Source organism: Sphingomonas hylomeconis (assembly GCF_025370105.1).
GTDB lineage: Bacteria > Pseudomonadota > Alphaproteobacteria > Sphingomonadales > Sphingomonadaceae > Sphingomonas > Sphingomonas hylomeconis.
The window spans coordinates 117,207-123,224 of sequence record NZ_JANQBK010000011.1; the positions used below are offsets into that span (position 1 = coordinate 117,207).

General features: G+C 65.8%; 2 protein-coding genes. Both read right to left on the reverse strand.

What is annotated here, in order from left to right; genetic code table 11:
• Nucleotides 1-70: 70 nt before the first annotated feature.
• A complete protein-coding gene (locus NV401_RS13365; protein ID WP_261294933.1) occupies nucleotides 71-5,410 on the reverse strand; it encodes a hypothetical protein in 5,340 nt (1,779 codons plus the stop codon).
• A gap of 21 nt (nucleotides 5,411-5,431) precedes the next feature.
• A partial coding sequence (locus tag NV401_RS13370; RefSeq protein ID WP_390903635.1) for a hypothetical protein occupies nucleotides 5,432-6,018 on the reverse strand: 587 nt, incomplete at its 5' end.

Sequence of the window (6,018 nt, forward strand, 5' to 3'; positions counted from 1 at the left end):
CACGAAAAAGGCCCGCGGTATCGATCCCGCGGGCCCGTTTTCCTAGGGCCGGAGCCCCAGTCTGCCAAGGTTAGAACTTGATCCGGATACCGGCGCGACCGCCGCCACCCTTGTAGTCGTCGCCATATTCACCGTGCCCCTCGATGAAGCCGGTGACGCCGCCGGCGGTGACGATGTTCAGGCCGATCGTCCCCTGGCCATACGTGCCGAGACGATCGTTGAACACCGCGATCCGCTGCCCGCCGCTGCCGAAGATCAGGCGGTCATCCCCCTTGAACTCGTGCACCGCCGCGCCGCCGGCATAGAAGACCAAAGTCGAGGTCGGGCTGAGCGCCGACGACCCGCCGATCCGTGCCCCGGCCTTGCCGCGCAGCCCGGTGAAATCGTCGAAGTCGAACGTGCCGCCGAGCGTGCCGTAGCTGTCGATATTGCTGCTCGTATAGGCCGCGCTGATCGCCGGTTCGAAGAAGAAGCTGTCAGACCCCAGGCGGAAGCCCGCCTCGAGCTTGCCGCCCCAGGTATCGGCCTTGGTCTTGAGGTTGAAATTGGCCAAGGGCGCGTTGCCGCGGCTGCGCACCCAGGCATGGTCGTATTTGGCGATGCCGTTGGCGAAGAACCCGCCGGCCTGGAATGCGCCGTAGACGCTGCCGTTGATCGCTTCGATGCTGATCCGGTCGTTGCCCGCAAAGGTCATCGCCGAGCTCAGATAGCCACCCGACACGCCGACCGTAAAGCCGCCGGTATCGCTGCTGGTGCCCATCACGTCGAACCCGATCTGGCCGCCGAACGCATCCTGCTTGTAGCCGAGATCGAGATTGTTCTGCACCAGGCCGTTGAAGGCGAAGTTGCGCGTCTCGTCGCGCTTGTTCACCTCGCCGAACATCTCGAGCCACAGCCGCCCCGTCGACTCCGTCGTCGGGCTGCCCCACATGGCGTCGCGGCCCGCGCCGAGATGCGCGGTGATCGCATCGCCAGAACGGTTCCACACCGAGGCCAGGCCTTCGCCCAGCTCCGCCTGGCGATAGACCGTCGCGTTCGGCGCGCTGACCAGCTGATAGGCCAGTGCGGTCGGATTGTAGACCACGCCGAACTGGATCAGCCCGTTGAACTGCGATGCCGGCGTCAGCGTGAAGGCGGTCGGCGAGGATGCCGCGCTGGCCTGCACGATCGTCGTCGCCGGGATCAGGATCGCCGGGCCGTTGAGCGGCGCCAGCGCGACCGCCGTGCTGCCCGTCGCCGTCGTCACGTTGAGCCGATCGACCGTCGCCGTCGTCGCGCCGAACGAAATGTCCAGCCCGAGCGTCGCGGCGGCGCTACCCGAATAGTTGCCGATCGTCAGCGTATCGCCGGCCGTGCCGGTGCGCAGATCGACCAGACCGCTATTGGTGAAGGTTTCCAGCCCGGTCAGCGCGATCGTCTGCGCCGATGCCGACTGGCCGAGCCGCACCGTGCCGCTGTTGACCAGCGTATCGTTGCCAGCACCGAAATCGCTGCTCCCGGCGAGAATGAACGTGCCGGTATTGGTCAGGCGATCGGCATTGCCGGTCAGCAGCAGCCGCCCGGTCAGCGTGCCGTTGTTGACGATCGTCGCCGCCCCGCCCGATGCCTGGATCGCATAGCCGGTGCCGCCCGTGATCGCGCCGTTATTGGTGATCTGCGTCGCGTTCAGCGCCGAACTGGTCACTGCATTGGTGCCGCCCTGCACCGAGCCACCCGCCGCGACCGTCAGCCGCGCAATACCGTCGAGCGCCGGATCGCCATTCGCGCCGCCGCCGCCGCCGCCGACGCCACCAGCGATCATGTTGATCGCCGTGCCGCTGGTTGAGCGCACCGCGCCGGTCACGTTGACGGCGGTGCCGCCACCGAAGCCGAACGCGCGGATCGCCGTCGATCCCGCGCCCGATACCAGGACCGAGCCGGCATTGACCGCAACGTCGCTGCCGAAGCTTGCCGCATTGATGCCGTTCGCGCCGGCCCCCGTGGTGGTCAGCGTGCCGACGGTCACGTCGACGCCGTAATAGGCGCCCGCGCTGATCCCGATCGCGCCCTCGCCCGTCGTACGTACCGTGCCCGCCGTCACCGAGACGCCGCCGCTGGCATAGGCATCGATCCCCGTGGAGACGCCCGTAGTCGTCACGGTGCCCATGGCGATGTCGATCGTGCCACCATAAGATGCACGCGCGAAGATGCCGGTGGAGAAGTCGCCGGTGGTGGCGACCGTGCCGGTGCCGGCGATCGTCACGTCGCCATAGACCGTCTCGACATGGATGCCGTCAGACTCTGCGCCGCTGGTGCGCACCGTGCCGTTATTGGTCACGCTGCCGTTGCCGCCCGCCACGACGTTCACGCCCTCTGCCGCATAGCCGCTGGTGCGGACCGTGCCGGTCACTGTCACCGAGGCATCGTAATAGGCCTGCGCGTCGACGCCGACCGAATATTCCCCGCTCGTCGTGACATTGCCGACCGCGATGTCGGTGTTGCCGCCATAGACGGCGAACCCGAACACGCCCTTCGACGTGTCGCCGGTCGTCGTGACATTGTCGGCGGTGATCGCGACATTGCCGAAGAACGAGGCGCCGACGATGCCCGGTGCATATTCGCCTGCCGTGCTGATCGTGCCTTCGTCGATCGCCACGTTGCCGAACAAGCTGATCGCATAGACGCCAGCGGCATTGTAGCCCGTCGTCGCCACCGATCCGCCGGTGATCGTGATATCGTCCAGGCCCGAGGCGTAGACGCCGAACGATTCGGCACCCGTCGTGGTGATCGCGCCATGCGTGATGTCGATCGCGCCGCCATTCGGCGCCGTCGCATTGATGCCGTCGGCAAAATCACCGCTGGTATTGATCGCGCCGACATCGATCGTGATGTTGCCGCCATAAGGCGCCAAAGTACCGCCGCCAGAAGAGGCATTGGCCGTTTCGACCAGGACACCGCCGGAATTGGTGCCCGTCGTGCTGATCGTTCCGGTGGACGTCACGGAGACGTTCTCGCCAAACGCAACCACCGCCGGGGCGTTGTCGCCCGTCGTCGTCACGTCGTTGACGGTGATCGCCACATCGCCGTTGGTGCCAGCGTAGATGCCGATCCCGTTCAGCCCCGCGGTCGATACGAGATCCGACGCGTTGATCGCGATGTTGCCGCTGTCGCTGATAGCGACGATGCCGGACGGGCCATTATAGGCATCGCCCGTGCCGGTCGTGATCAGCGTGCCGACATTGATCGTGGTATCGGCGGTATAGCTCTCCGAAAAGATGCCGATGCCGTTGGCACCGTTGACGATGACGGTACCCGCGGTGATATTGAGCACGCCATTGTTGCTCGAAAAGGCATTGATGCCCAGCGAATAGTCGCCATTCACCGTCACATTGTCGACCGTCACGTTGAGGTCGGCATTGAGTGGCCCGGTGCCGTTCTGGAACGTGGCCGCCTCGATCGCGGTGCCGATACGACCGTTCGTGGTGACATCCCCGAGATCGAGCGTCACATCGCCCGAGCCCTGCGCCGCCACACCGCGCGAATATTCGCCATACGTGGTGATCGACGTCGCCGTGATTGTGGTTGGGCCGGCGAACCCATTGGCAAGGATACCGGTTGCCGCGCCACCGCGCGTGACGATCGTCCCGCTGCCGCTGATCGTCACACCGTCCGATCCATAGGCCATGATGCCGACGCCGCCGCCGACCGCCGTGTCTATCGCGCCGTTGTTCGTCACCGTCGCGATGCCATCCGACGCCAGTGCCCGGACCGCCATCGAACCGAAATCGTTCGTGCGCACGGTGCCGTTGACTGTCACGTCAGCCGAGCCGCCCACGGCATAAACTGCGTGCGACAGGAAACCATCGGTGCTGACGTCGTTGACCGTTATGCTCGCATTCTCGGCCGCGCCGGCATAGACGCCGACCGAATAGTCGCCGGCCGTCGATACGGTGCCGATGCTGTTGACCGAGGCATTGCCGTAATAGCTGATCGCCACGATGCCGGGTGCATTTGCCCCCGTCGTCGTCACGTCGCCGGCGGTCACGTCCACGTCGCCAAATAGTGCCCGTGCAAACACGCCGCGCGCATTGTCGCCGCTGGTGGTAACCGATCCGGTGCCGGCGACCGTTGCGCCGTAGATGCCGGTCGCCACGATGCCGCTGCTGTTGTCGCCCGCCGTCGTCACCGAACCGTTGTTGGTGACGACCGCGACGCCGTCCCCGGCGAACGCATCGACGCCACGCGAACCGGTGCCGGCGGTCGAGACATCACCGTTGATCGTCACGGCGACATTGTCACCATCAGCATAGATGGCGGGCGAGAAGTCGCCGAGGGTCGAAACGTCGTTGACCGTGACGTTCACGTCCCCGCCGTTGATCGCAACCGCGGCAACACCATAGGATTGAAGTCCGGTAGTGGTGATCGCGCCGGTTGCATTGACCGTGGCGTCGCCGCCGGCGGTCGTCAGGACGACCGCGCCATAGCTGGTCTCACCCGCGGTGGTAATCGACCCGACGTTGAGCGTCGCATTCCCGGCCGCCTGGACGAAGGCGCCGTTGGAGGACAGGCCCGCAGTGCTGATCGTACCGGCGTCGACCGTTACGGCATCGCCCGCAAAGGCAATCGCGCGAATGCCGTCGGAATAATCGGCCGTGGTCGATACGGTATCGGCCGCCACGGCGATCGTGCCGTAGATCGTCGTTGCCTCGATCGCGGTCGAAGGGAAATCCAGGAAGCTGCCGTCGGCGGTGGTGGTCACCGTGCCCGCGTCGATCGTGACATCCCCGAACGCCGAATAGGCAACGATGCCGCCCGCATAATAGCCGTCGACAGTGACCGTATCGGCCGTAACCGACACATTGCCGGTGAAGGAATTGGCGCTGATGCCGACCGATCCGTCGCCGGCGATGGTCGTGGTTCCGGCATTGATCGTGACATCGCCTGCATTGGAATTGGCATTAATGCCCTGCGACGCGCGACCGCTGGTGGTGATGCTGTCGGTGTTGATCGTCAGATCGCCGTAATTGGTGTTGCCGATCACGCCGATTGCGCCCGTGCCGGTCACCGCGATCGAGGTGTTGCCGAACGAATTGAGCGTCGCTGCGCCGTCGTTGAAGCCGAAGATCGCGACGCCGGGATTGGTGCTGCTGGCGATGGCCACGCCGTCACCGAGATTGACCGTCAGGTCATAGACCGCGACCGTCGGATCGAGCCCGGGATCTTCGGCCGGATTGATCGGTGGCGTCGCGTAGAAAATACCGGTGGCATAGGGGTTGCCCGCCGCAGTGCAGGTGACGGTGCCCTCGGTCGGCGCGCCGCATTCGTTCTGCGCGAAGGCCGGATTGGCCACGACGGTGGCCACGCCGACAATGGCGGTCCCGGTCAACAGCCGCCGCAAGACGCCACGTTGCCCGCGCTGAAACGCTTTCATGATCTGCCCCTTTAAAATCAGTTAAGGACAGATATCGATGACAGTTTTATAACAGTCAACACCATAACGGGTTGATAAACAGCATTTGTAAAATCCGTTGGCCACCATCTCGGCGTGTCGGCGATAAACTGATCGGCGCCGCGATCGCGACGCCGTAGGAACACTATCTAGGCCGCATCGCACGCCGGTGGCGGGGCAAATGGCTTGGTGACGCGGAATACCGGCGGCGTACGGGGGGGCCGGATCGGGCAGATTGTGCACGATCGGGCGGCGCGTCAGATCGCGCGCCGCATCATAGAGCCGGTCGACCAGGCTGGGCCGGGCTGCGCGACTGCGGATCCGGTCGATCGTCGCCGGGCCGCCATATGCCGCTGCACGCACCTCGCGCTCGACTGCCGGTAGCGCCTGCACCACGCGCGGCGCCGACAGCGATACAGACGGCAGGTCGGCCGGCGGGGGCGCCGGCGCGGCGTTGATCGCCGCGACCGGCGCCCCCGCCGTCGTCGGCGCATCGAAGTCGAATTGCGGCGCCGCGATCGGCACAGTGTCGGGGTCGGCCGCGCACTGTTGCGGCGCAGTGGCGACGGCGGCCGCCCCCACCGCCGCCG